Origin of the sequence: Actinomadura rupiterrae, assembly GCF_024172125.1 — a bacterium.
Classification (GTDB): Bacteria; Actinomycetota; Actinomycetes; order Streptosporangiales; family Streptosporangiaceae; genus Spirillospora; species Spirillospora rupiterrae.
Genome location: NZ_JAMZEA010000005.1, coordinates 165,474 through 180,027, shown reverse-complemented (window position 1 = coordinate 180,027; position 14,554 = coordinate 165,474). Strand labels below are relative to the sequence as shown.

Genomic DNA, 14,554 nt, shown 5'->3' with positions numbered 1-14,554 from the left:
CTCCTTCGGGTTCGCCTCGCACGGTAGACGGGATACTGGACAGAGTCCGTCCGGTATTGGCAATAAACTGGAAACATGTCCCGCCCCACCGGCCGCGTGCTGACCCTCCTGGAGCTGCTCCAGTCGGGCGGCACCCGCACGGTGGCCGAACTCGCCGACCGGCTCGGCGTCGACGGCCGTACCGTCCGCCGGTACGTCGACCAGCTGATCGACCTGGACGTCCCGGTGGAGTCGGTCCGCGGCCGTTACGGCGGCTATCGGCTCGGCCCCGGCTACCGGCTGCCGCCGCTCATGCTCACCGACGACGAGGCGCTTTCGGTGCTGCTCGGCCTGGTCGCGGGCCGCCGCACGGGTCTGACGGCCGACGCCGCCGCGAGCGAGACCGCGTCGGCGAAGATCCGCCGCGTCCTGCCCCGCCACCTGGCCGGACGCCTCGACGGCCTGCTGGAATCCGTGGCCTTCACCGACCGTCCCGGCGAACCCGACGCCCCGGACACCGGCGTCCTGCTCACCCTCGCCGACGCCGTCCGCCACCACCGTCCCGTCTCGATCCGGTACACCGACCGCGAGGGCACGCGCAGCGAGCGCACGCTGCAGGCCTACGGGATCGTCGCCCATTCGGGCCGCTGGTATGTCACCGGTGAGGACGTCCAGATCGGCGAGGAACGCACCTTCCGCCTGGACCGAATCGCGGACGCAAGGACCCTGCCGGGCTCATTCGAACCCCCCGCCAACCAACCGGACCCGGCCGACCGCCTCCTGACGGGTTTCGCGACCGCCGAATACCGCCACGAGGTGTCGCTGCGCATCCAAGCGACCGCCGAGCACATCCGCCGCCACCTCCCCGCCAGCGTCGCCCGCATACACCAGGACGCACCGGACGAAAGCTGGCTCCGTGTCGAACTACGAGCGGAGCGCCTCGACTGGCTACCTCCAGTACTCGCCGCCCTAGACCGTCCTTTCGTCATCGAACACCCCGAAGAACTACGCGCCCTGGTAACCGCCGTAGCCACCCGCCTAGCCACCCACGCCCGCCACCCCCAGCCTCCGCCTCCCAAACCACCCCAAACCTGACAAGCTCGCCCTCGGATTCCGCCGCAAACGCGACTCACCCGCCACGACGGGCACCGACCGCAAACACCTCACGGGACAAACCCCGCCACTCACAGCGCCACCGATCAGGCCCGCCGACCGCGTTGCGCGCAGCCGCGACGGCGCCGGACTTGCCGCCCACCCACCACGACGCGCCAGCCGCAGACACGACGGACCTGACGCCCGCCGAGCATGGCCCGCCGAACACGGCACGCCAGCCGCCTTGCGCGCTGGCCGCGAGGCGCACGGATCGTCGCCGTCCAGCCGCGATGCGCGCCTGCCGCACGCACGCCGGGCATGGCGCGCGGCGTTCATTGCGCCAGCCGGGGACGGCCCGCCGGATGCGCAACGCCGACCGCACTGCGCATCAACCGCGTTGCACGGTGGCCACGAGGCGCGTGGATTTTGCCGCCCTCCCGCTTCGGCGCGCGCTTGCTCTGGGCACGTCGGACGTGACGCTCGGCGCTCGCTGCGCATGGCATGTCGGACGCGGCGCGTCGGCCGCTTTGCGCGCTGGTCGCGAGCCGCGCAGGAATTCCGCCGACCTGCCGAGCGGCGCGCGTGCTGCGGGCAGGTCGGACGTGGTGCCCGGTGGTGGTTGCGTCTGCCGAGGATGGCCCGCCGGACGCGGTGCGTTGGCCGCGAAGCGCGCCGGACGTGATGGCGCTAGCCCTGACAGTCGGCGGAAATGACGCCGCCCGCCGTGGCGCGTGCCGATCGTGGGCGCCTTGGACACGAGGCGGGGCAAGTGCAGCGCTCGTCCAAATGGGCCGCCGGGCGAAGCGTCGGACGTGATGCGCGCTGGTCACGAGGCGCGAGGCGCGTTGATTTTGCCGCCCTCCCGCTTCGATGCGCGCTTGCTCTGGACACGTCGGACGTGACGCGCGGCGGTTGCTGCGTCCGCCGAGCATGGCATGTCGGATGCGGTGCGGGCCGCGTTGTGCGCTGGCATGAGGCGCGCCGGAAGTGCCCTGGCCTGCCACGTTGCGCGCCCGCTGCGGGCATGTCGGATGCAACGCGCGGCGGTTGCTGCGTCCGCCGAGCATGGCATGTCGGATGCGGTGCGGGCCGCGTTGTGCGCTGGCATGAGGCGCGCCGGAACCGCGCTGGCCTGCCACGTTGCGCGCCCGCTGCGGGCATGTCGGACGCAACTCGGCGGTTGCTGCGTCCACCGGGATGGCATGTCGGACGCGGTACGTCGGCCGCTTTGCGCGCTGTTCATGAGGCGCGCCGGAATTTCCGCCGCCTGCGGCGCTGCGCGCCTGTCGCGGTCACGTCGGGCATGATGCCCGGTGCTTGTTGTGCCCGCTGGGGGTTACCCGCCGAATGCTGCGCCGGCCGCGTTGCGCGTTGGCCATGAGACGCGCCGGTTTGGCGCTGGCCTGCTGCGCTGCGCGCCTGCCGCGGGCAGGTCGGACGCGATGCGCGGCGGTCCTTGCGTCCGCCGAGCTTGGCCCGTCGAGCATGGCCCGGCGGACGTTGTGCGCTGGCCGCGAGGCGCGCTGGCCTTGAGAGTTGGCGGAGGTCCCGCCGCCCGCCGTGGCGCTTGCCGATCGTGGTGCCTTGGATACGACGCTGGGCGGGGTGCGATGCCCGCCGAAGCGGCCGTCGGGCGCTGGGTGCTGGAGGTGATGCGTGCTGGTCACGAGTGCCGGGAATCGATATCCGGCTGTCGTGCGGCGCGTTGAGCGTGGCGTCCGGTGGGGACTAAACGATCGGGCCTAGCGGCGGTTGGGGGCGTTGGTGGGCGTCGTCATGCGTGGCGGGCGGGGCTAGGAGTGGTTTGACCTCAAGAAGTGAATGAGGAGGTCGTTGACTCGGGCTGGGCGTTCTTGCTGGGTCCAGTGGCCGCAGCCTGGGAGGATCTCGATGCCTCGCAGGCCAGGGACTCCGGCGCGCATCGGGGTCAGGTCGCTCTGGAAGCGGTAGGCCGAGTCGAGGTCTCCAGTTACGTAAAGGGCGGGCTGGTGGACCTTGATCGTCCCCAGGGACGGCAGGTCGGACCAGTCGAAGTCGAACGTCCGGTAGCGGCGGATCGCTCCGTCGAATCCGGTCCGCCGGAACTCCCGGACGTAGTGGTCGAACTCGGCGTCGGTGAGCCAGGGCGACCAGCGCGACGGGACCCCAGGGTCGGGCAGCGGCGTCAGATATCCGGAGTTCTCGGGCGACTGGAGCAGCCAGCGCGGCACCAGGTCGTCCGGCGCCTGGCCGGACAGCGCGTACATCGTCATGCGCAGCGTCCGGGACGCGTCGGCGTTGAGCTCGGCCTCGGCGACGCCCGGCTCCTGGAAGTACAGGACGACGTTGAACTTGCCCGGATTGTTCTCGCGGATGAGCTGCGTGATCGGCATCGGTAGCCGCGCGCTGTACGGAACGCCCAGCGAAACGACCGACGTGAAGCGTTCCGGATGGAGTTGGGCAGCCGCCCAGGCGATCGTCGAGCCCTGGTCGTGGCCGACAACGGCGGCGGTGCGGACGCTCAGCGCGTCCAGGAGCCCCGTCAGATCGGCCAGGTTCTCGCGCAAGCTGTAGTCGGACGCATCGGACGGCGCGGTCGTCCGGCCGTATCCGCGCAGATCGGGCGCGACGGCATGGAATCCGGCCTCGGCGAGCGCGGGAAGCTGGTGCCGCCACGAGTACCAGAGCTCCGGGAACCCGTGCAGTAGCAGGACGGTCGTGCCGCGTCCCGCCTCGGCCACGTGCATACGGATGCCGTTCGTCTGGACGATCCGGTGCCTGATCTCGTGCCCGCGCGGCTCGGCCCGTCCACCTGCGGCGAAGGCGGCGCCCTCACCACCGGCGGCCGAGGCCGCGAGTGCCAGCCCGGTCGTCCCGGAAACCTGGAGAAAGCGGCGGCGTCCGAACGAATTCGAAATGTCCATGCCCCGATCATCGACACGCCCCGCCGCGCCGGTCGTCGTACGAGCGGAGTGTCCCGGCCTACGCCGAGCGACGTAGGCGGGAATTCGGACGGAAGGGTCTGCCGGACGAGTGTCACCGCCAGAGCGACCGTTGCCCCAAGGGCCAGTGTCGGACGGACCTGTGCTGAGTACGTATTGCGCCGAACGCGTTGTCGGGGGTCAGCCCGCTGCGGGTCAGTCGCCGCCGGAAGGCCCTGCCTCGGACGGGCCTGCGTTGGACGGCCTGCGCTCGACGGGCTTGCGCGGGCGCGCTGCCGCGGGTCAGTCGCCGGTCGGGGGCCCGCCGAAACTGATCTGGTTGCCGTCCGGGTCGTGGAAGGTGGCTTTGCGGACGCCGTTCTCATACGTTTCGGCGGTCGCCGGGGTCAGGCCGCGCTCGGCGATTCCCGCGAGCAGCGCGTCGAAGTCGGCGGCGAAGATGGTCAGCAGCCCGTGTCCCGCGTGCTCGGGGGAGTGGACGACGTACACGTACCGATGCTCGGCGATCTCGAAGACGGACTCGGTGTCGTTCGGGACGAACGCGGGAGCGGCGCCGAAAAGCCGCTCGTACCACTCCAAAGCCGCCGGGTAGTCGCTGACCGGAATCCCCGCGAACAAGTCGATCGACATGTGCCGAGCATAGGAACTCAGGCGCCGGGACGTCGCGCGTCCACCTCGATCTCGATCTTCATCCGGGGATCGGCGAGCCCGCACATCAGCATGGTCGCGGCAGGTCGGACGGCACCGAACGTGCGGCGCAGCAGGGGCCAGCAGGGCTCGAAATCCTCGCGGTCGGGCAGGATGTAGCGGACGCGCACCACGTCGCCGAACCCGCATCCGGCTTCGGCCAGCGCGTCGCCGATGTTGCGCAGGCACTGCTCGGCCTGCTCCCGGACGTCGTCGGAGATCGTCATAGTGGCGTAGTCGAACCCGGTCGTCCCGGAAACGTGCACGCGGTCGCCGTCCACCACGGCGCGGGCGTAACCGATCTGCTCCTCGAACGTGGAGCCGCCGAGGATCGCGCGTCGCTCTGTCATGCGGACGAACCTAGGCTGACCAGCAGCGATATGTCTAATACTTCAATCACTCAACCGTGATATCTCTGGACGTATGGAGCGCCCCGAACTTCCCCTCGCGCAGCTTCACGCGTTCGCCGTCCTCGCCGAGGAGCTGCATTTCGGGCATGCCGCTGCCCGCCTGGGAATCGCGCAGCCGCCGCTCAGCCAGCAGATCCGGCGGCTCGAAGAGAAGGTCGGGCACCCCCTCTTCCACCGCGAACCCGGACGTATCACTCTCACGCCCGCAGGCCGCGAACTGCTCCCCGCCGCACAGCACGCGCTCACCGGCCTCGCCGAGGGCCTCGCCGCAGCGCGAGCCGTCGGCGCCGGACGCGCCGGACGCCTGCGGATCGGGTTCGCCGCATCGCTCGCCCTGACCGTCCTGCCGGATCTGCTGCGCCGCTTCCGCGACCGGTTTCCGGACGTCCTCCTGGACATCCACGAGATGACCACCGCGCCCCAGCTGGCCGCCCTCCGTGACCGGACCATCGACGTCGGCCTGCTGCGCGAACCGCCCGAGGACGACCCCGACCTCGCCTTCGCGACCGTCCTCACCGAGCGGTTCGTGGCGGTGCTGCCCTCCGCGCACCCGCTCGCGGGCAAGCGAACCGTCCCGGTCGCGAACCTCGCCGGCGAGCCGTTCATCCTCCTGCCGCGCGAGGTCGGTCCGCGCCTGTACGACCAGATCACCGGCCTTTGCGTAGCGGCGGGCTTCGCCCCGCACGTCACGCAGAACGCGGTCGAGTGGCAGACCGTCTGCGCCCTCGTGGAAGCGGGCCTCGGCGTGTCGATCGCGCCGGCGAGCATCCGCCGCATGCGCCTCAAAGGCGTCGCGTTCCGCGCGACCGACACGCGCGCCGTCCGGACCCGGGTCGCCGTCGCCTGGCGACGCGACGCCCCGGACCCCCTGACGGCCCACCTCCTCGAAACGGTCAGCGCCCCGGTATGAGGACGTGCTCGACCGCACCCACTAGAGGCCCGCCTTATGGAAGGGGTCAGCGCCCAGGCGTGAGGACGTGCTCGACCGCGCGCGCAGCGCCGTCCGGATCGTCCGCGGGGCCGAGCGAATCGCCCCAGCTCCACACAAACCACCACTCACCCGCCAGCAGATCGCACCGGACGTCCTCGGCGAGCCCCGCCGCCTTCGGGTTCACGACCCGCAGGAACGCGGGCCCCACCGGGACGACCCGCGCCCGCAACCCGGTCAGCTCCCGAATCGCCTTCCCCAGCGCCTCCAGATGGACGCGCCGCGCATCCACCAACGGCGCCTCCGCGAAATCGTGCAGGGCCTCACGACGTGCATGGTCGGCATCGCTACGGCGCATCGCCGTCCTCCTCGGATTCGTCGAGCACATGCACGAACCCACCGGCCCGCTCGACCCGCGCGCACACGTCCAGGAACGCGTCCGGTTCGTCGGACACCTCCCGCCGGGACGCGGCCAGCAGTACCGTGGCGCACCCGGCGTCCAGCAGCCCGAACACGGTCCGCAGCCCGAGCCGCGCCAGCACCGGCCCGTCCGGCGAGATCTCCCGCACCACCGCCACCACCGTCCAGTCATGGCACGCGGCCCACCGCCGGCACCGCCCGACGTCCCGCTCCCGCACATAAACGATCGCTCGAATCCGCCCGAGCCCATAGGTTCGCGCTTCCATGCCCAAAGCGTCGCGCAACGAACACGAAGGGTGAACGCACGCTTACTCTGAAACCTCGGGACCGGCGAGCGCGGCTCGGACAACCCGTAGGAGCCAGTGGGGGAGCAGCGTAGGAATCGGTCAGGGAGCAGCGTGGGAGTCAGTCCGGGAGCAGGGGGACGCCGAGGTGCTGGGTGACCTTGCGGAGGTTGGTGGTCGAGCCGTCGCCGATGCGTTGAGCGACGGCGCCCGCTAGAACCTGGTGGCGGATCCAGTTGGGCGCGCGGTCGCAGACTTCGAGAAGGGTGTCGGTCGCGGCGTCCCAGCGCTTGGCCTCGCTGTAGGCGAGCGCGACGTTCAGCTGATGGCGTCCCCAGGCCGCGAGGGGGACGTCGCGGGGGAGCCGCGTCTCTGCGATCAGGTCGAGAGCCTTGCCGACATTGTCGAAGGCGAGATGGATCTCCAGCGAATGCGTCCGGGCCGTGGTCGGGCCGAAGAGCGTGTGGTAGTGGTCGGCGTCCACACCCAGGCGCGCGGCCGCCGCGTGCGCCTGCGACAGGTAGTCTTCCGCGCGAACGCGGTCGTTCCGGCGCGCGGACGACACGGCGGCGCGCAACATCAGGTTTCCGAACACCGAGAGCTGCTGAGGGTTCGCGCGTCCGAAACTCGGCTCGATCGCGACCGCCGCCGACTCGGACACCGAGACCGCGCGCTCGACATGCCCGTCCCGCAGATGGACCCAGGCGAGCGCGGAATTCAACACTGACGCCAGTAGGACGTCCCCCGACTCGTCCGCCGCGCGAAGGGCATGCGTGATCGCTGCGTAGGCCAGATCGGGCTTGCCGAACAGGTTCGCCACGCATCCCGCGATCTGAAGAACATCCGCGAGCACGGCGAATCCCTGCTCCCGCAGCCGCCCGTCGTGCCGTTCGACGAAGGCGCGCGCTTCTGCGATCAGCTGAGGCGCGATGGCGCAGGCGTTCAGGTAGTCGCCGCGCCAGTACCCGTCCCACGCCCGCGCGAGCGCCGCTTTCAGATCGGCCAGCGGCGGCGGTTCGACGGACGGGTCCGGCGGACTGAGAGCGCTGTCGTGCACGGCCAGCGACATCGCGCGCAAGGCCGTCCGCTCCGCCCGCGACATGGCCCGGCGCGGTGCCTGCTGACCGAGCAGCACCGACACGTCCGCACCGAGCGCGTCCCCGATGCTGATCAACGAGGCGACCTTGACCGTCCCGCCCTGTTCCAGCTTCTGGACGAGCGCGGGCGACACCCCGGCTGCTTCCGCCAGTCCCGCCTGCGTAAGCTCCGTCCCGCGCAGAATCTTCACGCGCTCGCCGGTCGAGTACTCACTCCACGAGGTCATGCGCACGCTCCGTTGCGGTCAGCTCCCCATGACCGATGTTAGGCGGCTGCCTGCTCGATGCAGCCCCGTATCGGTGTTCGCGTGCGTGAACACATCACGTAGTCCGCGTGCGTGAACGCTTCACGGAGTTCGTGTACGTGGACACTTCGCATAGTTCGTGTGCGAACGAATCGCGTAGTTCGCGTGCTTGAACGCATCACGGTGTTCGTGTGCATGGACGCTTCACGGTGTTCGCGTGCTTGGACGCATCAGGCAACTCGCGTGCGTGAACGCAGCGCGCATCGGCTCGTCCAGCGCGGTTTGGAGGCGGTCGGTGACGCTTCCTCCGTCCTGGAGTAAGCACAGTCCGCGTTCGTTCCGTCCGCGTGAGGTCTTCAGGTGGTCGGTTGACCGTATTTCCTCAGATCCGTTCAACTTCTCAGCGCCGAGGTCAGGCGGGCTTCTGCCAGACGGAGACGTGTTCGGTGCTCTCGTGGGTGAACGGTTCGCGCGTCCAGCCGGACCAGCGGTGGACGAGGCGCATGCCCGCGAGGCGGGCCATGAGGTCGAGTTCGGACGGCCAGACGTAGCGGAACGGGATCGTTTCGTGTTCGGAGCGATCGCCGTCGATCGTGATGTAGTGGCCGATCATCGACTGGGTGCTCGTGTCGAGCACGTCGTAGCAGTACTCGGTGGCACTGCTGTGCCACGGGATCATCGTCTGGCCGGGCGGCAGTTTGCGCAGTTCGGGCACGCCGACCTCGATCACGAAGTGACCGCCCGGCTCCAGGTGGGCGGCGGCGTTCTCGAAGCAGGCGACCTGCGCGTCCTGCGTGGTGAGGTTGTTGATCGTGTTGAAGACCAGGTAGACGAGCGTGAACGTGCCGTCCGCGCGGGTCGTGGCCATGTCGCCGACCGTCGTCCGGATCCCATCGCCGCCGGGCTTGGCGTGCAGGCGGCGGAGCATCGCGCGGGACAGTTCGATGCCGTGCACCTCGATTCCGCGCTCCGCGAGGGGGAGCGCGATGCGGCCGGTGCCGACGGCGAACTCAAGCGCGCGGCCGCCGTCCGCGAGGTCGGCGAGGACGGAGGCCGTCCGGTTCACGGTTTCCGGGCGGAACCTTTCCGACGAATCGTCGTCGTAGCGGGCCGCGACCTTCTCGCCGAAACGGCCGTCGGGATCGTCCATGACCCGATCGTAAGGAGGCCGTCCCGGACGGCGCGAAGGGTTTTCACGGGCCCTGGACAGGTGTCCAGAAGTCGGGGGAGACTGACGGTGATCAAGGAGGTGGCGCCGTGCGGGCGTTCCCGTTCGAGGACGAGTCGGAGCTGCCGCGCAGGCTGGCGGACGACCCCCTCGCCCCGGTGCTGCTGCCCAGCGGGGACGAGGCGCTGGTCGCGGTCCGGCACGCGGACGTCCGGCAGGTGTACGGCGACCCGCGGTTCAGTCGCGAACTGCACTATCCGGGCGCGCCCCGGCTGCTGCGCGGGACCGACGTCGGGGACGACCCGTCCGCATTGATCAACATGGACCCGCCCCGGCACACCCGCCTGCGCCGGCTCGCCTCGGTCGCGTTCACACCCCGCCGCATCGCGGCGTGGCGGCCGCGCGCGCAGCAGATCGCGGACGACCTCGTGGACGTGATGTCCAGCCCGTCCGACCTGGTCACGGCGTTCGCGTTCCCGCTGCCGCTGCGGATCATCACCGAGCTGCTCGGCGTCCCGCACGAGGACTGGGACCGGTTCCGCGCCTGGTCGGACGCGTTCCTCTCCACCAGCGACCAGGGCGCGGACGAGCGCGCCGAAGCGGGCCGCGCGTTCGCCCGGTACGTCGCGGGGCTGATCGCGTCCCGCCGCGAGCACCCCTCGGACGGCCTGCTGGACGCGCTGGTCCAGGCCCGCGACGGCGGCGAGGCGATGTCCGAGCGCGAGCTGATGCGCATGATCGTCGGACTGATCATCGCCGGCCACGAGACCACCGCGACCGTGATCGCGCGCGGCGCCCTGACCCTGCTCGCCGAGCCCGCCCGCTTCGCCGCCCTCGCCGCCGCCCCCGAGGCCGTCCCGCCCGCGGTCGAGGAGATCCTCCGCTGGCACGTCCCCGGCGACGGCGGAATGCTGCGCGTCGCCCTGGAGGACGTCGACCTCCCGTCCGGCCGCGTCGCCAAGGGCCAGGCCGTCATGACCTCGTCCGCCGCCGCCAACCGCGACCCCGAAGCGTTCGCCGACCCCGACCGCTTCGACATGACCCGTCCCGAATGCCCCCACCTGACCTTCGGGCAGGGCCCGCACTACTGCCTGGGCGCGAACCTGGCCCGCATGGAACTCCAGGTCGCCTTCGAAACCCTGGCCCGCCGCCTCCCCACCCTCGCCCTGGCCGCCCCCCCCGAACTCCATCCCCTGGCGCACCGGCCTAATGATCCGCCGCCCCGCCCACCTCCCCGTCACCTTCTAACCCTCACACCCAACAGCCCGCACCAGCCCCACCGCACCAGCCCAACTGCGCGAGCCGCGCCGCGCGAGCCGCGCCGGGCCGCGCCGCGCCGCGCCGCGCCGGGCCGCGCCGGGCCGCGCCGCGCCGCGCCGCGCCGCGCCGCGCCGGGCCGCGCCGGGCCGCGCCGCGCTGGGCCGCGCCGCGCTGGGCCGCGCCGCGCTGGGCCGCGCCGGGCCAACTGTGCCGGGCCACCTGCGCGACCCCTGCCGCGCGAGCCTCACCGCGCCAGCCCAACTGCGCCAGCCCAACTGCGCCGGGCCACCTGCGCGAGCTCCACCGCGCGAGCTCCACCGCGCGAGCTCCACCGCGCGAGCCCTGCCGCGCGAGCCTCACCGCGCCAGCTCCCCTGCGCGAGCCTTGCCGCGGCAGCTCCCCTGGGCGAGCCTTGCCGCGGCAGCTCCGCCGCGCGAGCCTCGCCGCGGCATCTCTGCCGCGCCTGCCCCGGCTCCTCGCGGCAGCTCCACCGCACCGGCCGGACTCCTCGCGGCGCGGCTCAGGCATTGAGTCCAACATTGGCGGTTCGATCAGAGCATTGCGGTCGAGGACGCCGCTGACGCGGATTCGGCTTGTCGGGGCAAGACCCGAACACCCGACGCTGTCACGGCTTGATGCCGATGCCTGCGTACATTCCGCGCAGGTCGCCGTCCTCGTAGGGGCGTTCGGGCCACCAGTTCTGGATCCAGGTCAGGCCAGGTGGCATCGGGTCGAGGCCGTCGAAGAAAGGGACGATCTCGTCCCGGCGGCGCAGGGTCAGCGCCTTGTCGGCCTTGCGGTACGCCTCGGCGGACTCCTCGCCGCGCGCGTACGGGCCGTCCGCCGTGCCGTGCGTGATCACGATGCGGCTGCCGGACGGGACGGCGTCGCGTAATGTCGCGATCGCGCCGCGCGGATCCTCGCCGTCCGACACGAAATGCAGGACGGCGACGAGTAAGACCGCGACCGGACGGGTGAAGTCGAGCGCCTGACGCACCTCCGCGCTCGCGAGGATCTCGTCCGGCCGCCGCAGGTCGCCTTGGACGATCGTCGCGCCGCCGCCCGCTAATAACGCGCGCGCATGCGCGAGGACCAACGGGTCGTTGTCGACGTACACGACACGGGCATCCGGGGCATACCGCGCGGCGACCTCGTGCACGTTGTCCTGCGTCGGCAGTCCCGTCCCGATGTCGAGGAACTGCCGGATCCCCGCGTCCTCCACCAGGTGCCGGACGGCCCGGACCAGGAACCGCCGGTTCTCCCGCACCGCCTCGACCGTCCGTGGATCAAGCTTCAGCAGATGTTCGGCGACCGCTCGATCGGCCTCGAAGTTGTCCTTACCGCCAAGGAAGTAGTCATAGATCCGCGCCGCCGATGGCCGCGAAGGATCAATCCCCGGCGGAAACCCACCCTCCGACCCGCTCACGCCCCCACCCCCACCCCAACGCCCGCACCCGCCTCAGCGCCCACCCGCAGCCCCCCACCCGCCCCCGCGCCCCCTTGTCCGTCCGCCCCCGCACCCGCTTGTCCGCCCGCGTCCGCTCGCGCGCTCGTGCGGTCGTTCGCCTCCGACCCCGCTCCCGCGCTCATATCTGTTCCTGCGCGTTCGTTCGCACCAGGTCCGGTGGAAGTGCGCGCTCGCGCTTCCGCGTGTCCGTTCGCGTCCGTTTGCGCGCTCGTGCGGTCGTTCGCCTCCGACCCCGCTCCCGCGCTCATATCTGTTCCTGCGCGTTCGTTCGCACCAGGTCCGGTGGAAGTGCGCGCTCGCGCTTCCGCGTGTCCGTTCGCGTCCGTTTGCGCGCTCGTGCGGTCGTTCGCCTCCGACCCCGCTCCCGCGCTCATATCTGTTCCTGCGCGTTCGTTCGCAGGTGGTCGGGCGCTTGTGCGTGTTCGCGCTTCTGCGTGTTCGTTCGCGTCTGGTTCTGCTCCGGCGCTCGCGTCTGTTACCGCGCGTTTGTTCACACCTGGTGCGACGGTTGTGCGCGCTCGCGCTTCTGCGTGCTCGTTCGCCCCTGGCTCTTCCCCCGCGTTCGCATCTGTTCCCGCGTGTTCGTTTGCGCCAGGTCGGGCGCTTGTGCGTGTTCGGGCTTCTGCGTGTTCGTTCGCGTCCGTTTGCGTGCTCGTATGGTCGTTCGCCCCTGGTCGTGCCCCCGCGTTCGCATCTGTTCCTGCGCGTTCGTTCGCACCTGGTCCGGCGGTTGTGTGCGTTCGCGTTGCTGTGGGTTCGTTCGCGCCTGGGGCTGCTCCCGTGCCCGCGCCTGGGCCTTCGGCTAGGTGCTTGTTCGGCTCTGCGCGTGTGTGCTCGTTCGCGGCTGCTTTGGGGCTCGTGGGTTCGTTCGCGCTCGTTTGGTGGGTCGCGCCTGACACTGCGCGCGCGGGGTTGTGCGCGTTCGGGCCTGCTCGGGTGGGTGTTTGTTGCCGGGTGGTTGCTTCGGCGGGCCTTCGCTCTTGAAGGGGCGTGGCTTTGTGGGTGTTCGTTGCTGTGGGGGTGTTCGCTTGTTCGCTTGTGTTCGGATGGGCGGTTGTTTGGTCAGCGGTGTCGGGGCCGGTGAAGCCGAGCACGATGCGGTCACCGATCGGGCGGTAGCCGAGGGCCTGGTAGATGGCGTTGGTCGTGGCGTTGGCCAGGTCCGTGAAGAGCACGATGTCGTTGACGCCCGAGTCGAGGGCTGAACGGGTGAGGGCGGAGGTCACGGCGGCGCCGTAGCCTCGGCGGCGGTGCTCAGGGGGTGTGTAGACCGGGGCTACGCGGGTCATGCCGTCCACGGCGGGTGTTCGGCCGGCCATGGCGACGGTCTCGCCGTCCACCTCCCACAGCAGGATGCAGCCCGACCGCAGCCGGTCGATCATCGTCTTCGGCGGGACGGCGCCTCCCGCTTCATCGGCGAACCGGTCATTCCAGGTCAGCACGCGGGATGCGTCGGCCGCCGTCGCGATGCGGGCAGTGCCGGGTGGCAAGGGGGCGGGCGGGACGAGGCCGTCGAGCCGGTAGAGGCGCTGGCGCATGAGCGGCCACGATGTCGCGCCCGTCCGCTTGCACCAGGTCTCCGCGAACGCGGCGGCGGCGGACGGTTCGGCGTTCACTCCGGCCGGAGTGATCGGCAGGGCCTCTGCGAGCGCGCGTGCGGCGTCGTCCGGCACCGGTGTCAGCAGCACCGGGAAGCCCGGCGTGCACAGGAACGCCGCGACCGGCTCCGGATCGCCGAGCCAGCCGAAGAGCGGCTCGTCCAGCCCGTAGGCGTGCGGGCCGGTGCGGCGCAGCGCGTCCAGGATGGTCAACTGGGTGGTGTTCCGGACCGGATCCGCCCGCAGGAGGCCGGCGACCGCCGTCTCGAAGGCGGACAGGTCGGCGGTTATCCGCCAGTCGCTCATGATCGCAGGCTACTCCCAAGCACCCCCGCGGACCCGGCCTCCGACCAACGTCCGACCACACACGGTCGCCCACCCGACCGTGCGTGCGCCGCTAGCACAGGCGCATGCCGGGCAGCCGACGTGAGCGCGGGGCGGAGGCGGAGCGGTACCCGCCGGGTGGGTCCGGTGTCAGCGGGGGCGGAGGTGGGGCGGAGCCCGCCGTGCGGCCGTGTGAGCCTGGCCGGTGGGCGGCGCGATGCCCGCCGGGTGGCCGGTATGAGCAAGTGCAGGGGGCCGGCGGAGCGGGGGCGGAGGTGGAGCGGGGGCTCGCCGTGTGGCCCGGAGTGAGCGTGGGCGCTGGGTGGGCGCGCTGCCTACCGGGTGGCCGGGGTTGAGCATGTGCAGGGCGCGGAGCGGTGCCCGTCGGGTGGCCGGGTGTGAGCGTGGGCGGGGGCCGCCGTGTGGCCGGTGTGAGCGTGGGCGGTGGGGGCGCGATGCCTACCGGGTGGACGGGTGTGAGCATGTGCAGAGGGCGGAGCGGCGCCCCGCCGTGTGGCTCGGCATGAGCGCGGGCGGCGGGTCGGCGCGGTGCCCGCCCCCTGGCCGAGGTGAGCATGGCCAGGGGGCGGCGGGCGCCCACCGGGCGGGCCAGTGTGGGCGTGGACCGAAGATGGTGCGGAGTACACCGGGCGACCGGTGTGAGTGCGTGTGG

12 protein-coding genes are annotated in these 14,554 nt (G+C 71.3%); 3 read left to right on the top strand and 9 right to left on the bottom strand.

The window, feature by feature from the left end; all coding sequences use genetic code 11:
• The first annotated feature begins 75 nt into the window (after positions 1 to 75).
• Positions 76 to 1,074, top strand: coding sequence for a helix-turn-helix transcriptional regulator (locus FHU30_RS17725; protein WP_253877071.1), 999 nt, complete (start codon positions 76 to 78; stop codon positions 1,072 to 1,074).
• A 1,790-nt stretch (positions 1,075 to 2,864) separates the two neighbouring features.
• On the opposite strand, the gene FHU30_RS17720 is transcribed toward FHU30_RS17725, so the two are convergent.
• From FHU30_RS17720 to FHU30_RS17710, 3 genes are all read right to left on the bottom strand, one after another.
• Positions 2,865 to 3,974 (bottom strand): alpha/beta fold hydrolase, encoded by a 1,110-nt coding sequence (locus FHU30_RS17720; RefSeq protein ID WP_253877069.1) that lies wholly within the window; start codon positions 3,972 to 3,974, stop codon positions 2,865 to 2,867.
• A 300-nt stretch (positions 3,975 to 4,274) separates the two neighbouring features.
• Positions 4,275 to 4,622: a VOC family protein gene (locus tag FHU30_RS17715; protein WP_253877068.1), complete on the bottom strand. Its 348-nt coding sequence runs from the start codon at positions 4,620 to 4,622 to the stop codon at positions 4,275 to 4,277.
• 17 nt (positions 4,623 to 4,639) lie between these two features.
• A complete protein-coding gene (locus FHU30_RS17710) occupies positions 4,640 to 5,029 on the bottom strand; it encodes a RidA family protein (RefSeq protein WP_253877067.1) in 390 nt (129 codons plus the stop codon).
• Between the two features lie 73 nt (positions 5,030 to 5,102).
• On the opposite strand from FHU30_RS17710, the gene FHU30_RS17705 reads away from it, so the two are divergent.
• Positions 5,103 to 5,999, top strand: coding sequence for a LysR family transcriptional regulator (locus FHU30_RS17705; RefSeq protein ID WP_253877066.1), 897 nt, complete (start codon positions 5,103 to 5,105; stop codon positions 5,997 to 5,999).
• Between the two features lie 46 nt (positions 6,000 to 6,045).
• Here FHU30_RS17705 and FHU30_RS17700 read toward each other — a convergent pair whose 3' ends face one another.
• From FHU30_RS17700 to FHU30_RS17685, 4 genes are all read right to left on the bottom strand, one after another.
• Entirely contained in the window at positions 6,046 to 6,375 is a 330-nt protein-coding gene (locus FHU30_RS17700; protein WP_253877065.1) for a hypothetical protein, read from the bottom strand.
• Positions 6,365 to 6,703, bottom strand: a complete 339-nt coding sequence (locus FHU30_RS17695) for a hypothetical protein (RefSeq protein ID WP_253877064.1) — start codon at positions 6,701 to 6,703, stop codon at positions 6,365 to 6,367. Before FHU30_RS17695 ends, FHU30_RS17700 begins: the two co-directional genes overlap by 11 nt.
• 139 nt (positions 6,704 to 6,842) lie before the next feature.
• On the bottom strand, positions 6,843 to 8,045 hold the full coding sequence (locus FHU30_RS17690; protein ID WP_253877063.1) for a helix-turn-helix domain-containing protein: 1,203 nt from the start codon (positions 8,043 to 8,045) through the stop codon (positions 6,843 to 6,845).
• A gap of 430 nt (positions 8,046 to 8,475) precedes the next feature.
• Positions 8,476 to 9,213: a class I SAM-dependent DNA methyltransferase gene (locus FHU30_RS17685; RefSeq protein ID WP_253877061.1), complete on the bottom strand. Its 738-nt coding sequence runs from the start codon at positions 9,211 to 9,213 to the stop codon at positions 8,476 to 8,478.
• 107 nt (positions 9,214 to 9,320) lie between these two features.
• On the opposite strand from FHU30_RS17685, the gene FHU30_RS47110 reads away from it, so the two are divergent.
• Positions 9,321 to 11,072 (top strand): cytochrome P450, encoded by a 1,752-nt coding sequence (locus tag FHU30_RS47110; protein ID WP_253877059.1) that lies wholly within the window; start codon positions 9,321 to 9,323, stop codon positions 11,070 to 11,072.
• A 44-nt stretch (positions 11,073 to 11,116) separates the two neighbouring features.
• On the opposite strand, the gene FHU30_RS17675 is transcribed toward FHU30_RS47110, so the two are convergent.
• Together FHU30_RS17675 and FHU30_RS46135 are read right to left on the bottom strand one after the other, a co-directional pair.
• A complete protein-coding gene (locus tag FHU30_RS17675) occupies positions 11,117 to 11,917 on the bottom strand; it encodes an SAM-dependent methyltransferase (protein WP_253878028.1) in 801 nt (266 codons plus the stop codon).
• Positions 11,914 to 13,863: a GNAT family N-acetyltransferase gene (locus FHU30_RS46135; protein ID WP_301323283.1), complete on the bottom strand. Its 1,950-nt coding sequence runs from the start codon at positions 13,861 to 13,863 to the stop codon at positions 11,914 to 11,916. The genes FHU30_RS17675 and FHU30_RS46135 overlap by 4 nt, the downstream gene beginning before the upstream one ends.
• Positions 13,864 to 14,554: the final 691 nt, after the last annotated feature.

Coding starts and splice junctions, on each gene's coding strand:
- FHU30_RS17715 (WP_253877068.1), bottom strand. CDS start 4,622: ATGTCGATCGACTTGTTCGCGGGGATTCCGGTCAGCGACTACCCGGCG.
- FHU30_RS17695 (WP_253877064.1), bottom strand. CDS start 6,703: ATGGAAGCGCGAACCTATGGGCTCGGGCGGATTCGAGCGATCGTTTAT.
- FHU30_RS17710 (WP_253877067.1), bottom strand. CDS start 5,029: ATGACAGAGCGACGCGCGATCCTCGGCGGCTCCACGTTCGAGGAGCAG.
- FHU30_RS17705 (WP_253877066.1), top strand. CDS start 5,103: ATGGAGCGCCCCGAACTTCCCCTCGCGCAGCTTCACGCGTTCGCCGTC.
- FHU30_RS17720 (WP_253877069.1), bottom strand. CDS start 3,974: ATGGACATTTCGAATTCGTTCGGACGCCGCCGCTTTCTCCAGGTTTCC.
- FHU30_RS17685 (WP_253877061.1), bottom strand. CDS start 9,213: ATGGACGATCCCGACGGCCGTTTCGGCGAGAAGGTCGCGGCCCGCTAC.
- FHU30_RS17725 (WP_253877071.1), top strand. CDS start 76: ATGTCCCGCCCCACCGGCCGCGTGCTGACCCTCCTGGAGCTGCTCCAG.
- FHU30_RS17700 (WP_253877065.1), bottom strand. CDS start 6,375: ATGCGCCGTAGCGATGCCGACCATGCACGTCGTGAGGCCCTGCACGAT.
- FHU30_RS17690 (WP_253877063.1), bottom strand. CDS start 8,045: ATGACCTCGTGGAGTGAGTACTCGACCGGCGAGCGCGTGAAGATTCTG.
- FHU30_RS46135 (WP_301323283.1), bottom strand. CDS start 13,863: ATGAGCGACTGGCGGATAACCGCCGACCTGTCCGCCTTCGAGACGGCG.